A 1,975-nucleotide genomic window follows, 5' to 3' on the forward strand; every position below is an offset into this window, starting at 1 on the left:
TGGCTAGGCGCTCTTGCTCCGTTTTTTCCTGCTCAGCTTGCAGTCTGGCTAGGCGCTCTTGCTCTGCTTTTTCTTGCTCAGCTTGCAGTTTGGCTAGGCGCTCTTGCTCCGCTTTTTCTTGCTTCGCTTTTTCCTGCTCAGCTTGCAGTCTGGCTAGGCGCTCTTGCTCCGCTTTTTCTTGCTCCGCTTTTTCTTGCTTCGCTTTTTCTTGCTCAGCTTGCAGTCTGGCTAGGCGCTCTTGCTCCGCTTTTTCTTGCTTCGCTTTTTCTTGCTCAGCTTGCAGTCTGGCTAGGCGCTCTTGCTCCGCTTTTTCTTGCTCAGCCTTTTCTTGCTCAGCTTGCTTATCTTTTTCATCTGCAATTTCTTGTTGTTCAGTATTGAAATATTTATCATCGATTTCATCATTTCTCCAAATAACTTGACGCCAGTTATTACGTTCATTAGTGGCTACACCATAAATGATTCTTCCATCATCTGAGATGGCATGTGCTTCTGAATCTTTTCCCCCGTCAAGTGTTCCTAAGTCATACATATGATTATTGAAATAAATAAAACCATGACGATGAAACATGATAAAGGCATGAGGACCAGTGCCTGTTAGATCTTTTGGAATGGTTTTTAAGTTATACTCATCAGTTTCAGACCACCCTACAACATATTTACCATCAGCAGTAATATCAAGTGCTCTGGCATTTCTAAATCTTGCTTCTTCTTCTTTTTTAGAAAGATTACCAATATTGATGAGTTTATCATTAGAGAAGTCATAGAGTAGTGCTTGACTAAAAATTGCTGAAGAAGTTTTTGTTCTAGTAGGTAACTTAATTGCATAATTATAATGCCAAACATCTCCCCAGCCAACACTATAGTTCCCATCTGCTGAGGTATCTGCAAGTTTTGTCGATCCAAATTCAGAGAGACTAAGTTCTCGTATAGGGCCTGATGCTGTTGTGATAAAGGCAACTTTAGGATATTCTCTATCCAGTAATTTCTTTTTAGGCAAATCTCGGTTTAGCTGGCCAATAAAGACTTGACCATTATCACTGATTTTTTGAATATCAACACCTCTTCTTTTTATTCCCTTTAAGAAAGGATATTCAGTAATTGGTGAAAGTAAAATTGCTTTTTCTGGATGATTAGCTAAATACTTATTAACGTTATCGAATGTTAATTCGAAGTCTTCTTTTTTATAGATATCATAAATATATAGTTTCTTTCTCTCATCACCTTTGTATTCATATAAAATAAAATTACCATCTTTCGTTAAATATCTAATCTCCATGTTTCTATCTAAAATAGAAAATGTATTGTTATATACGTTATAGGCAAATACATAACATCCATTGTATGTACCACAACCGATAGTATCTTCAAAAATACTATTATTTTTAACCATCTGCTCTAATCTGGCTCTAGCACCTGCAAAGGCATACCCAACAACAGTTTTACTATTTTTTGAAATATGGGAAAGGTAAAGAAGATCTAATTGCGGATTATTTTCTTTATTTATTTTTTTTATGGTTTTTCCACCATCTATACTAATAAATAATTCATTTGGTAAGAGTTCTTCTGAGAAATAAACGGTTTCTCTAACATTATAATTAGGTATCTTTTTTTGAATATTACGTTCACCTTCATCAGCTATACGATTATATAATGAAAGTGTATCATCACTTATTGTTGCATATATGTAAGTGCTTCCAAACGGCGTCATTAACTGTTGGTTGTAACTATGCTTATCTAAGACACGGCCGTGGAGATGTTTAATGTATTCATATCTATTATGATTAAATTCATAATATTGACTTGCATTATTTGCAATGCTAAAAGGGTTATAAATTGAGTCTCCCATATCATTTATATTATAATTGCTGTAGCAATTAATAGGCCATATATAGAGAGGACACAATATATATAATATTGATTTATTTTTCATTTTCATTTTATATACCAAAAATAAGATTTTAACTGGAGGTTA

At 34.6% G+C, this 1,975-nt stretch carries 1 pseudogene; it reads right to left on the minus strand.

Annotated elements, in window-relative coordinates:
• Positions 1 to 1,939, minus strand: a pseudogene (locus tag AACU98_RS04935) (hypothetical protein); the annotation flags it as partial.
• Positions 1,940 to 1,975 lie beyond the last annotated feature (36 nt).

The organism is Proteus sp. G4380 (genome assembly GCF_963885725.1).
Classification (GTDB): Bacteria; Pseudomonadota; Gammaproteobacteria; order Enterobacterales; family Enterobacteriaceae; genus Proteus; species Proteus mirabilis.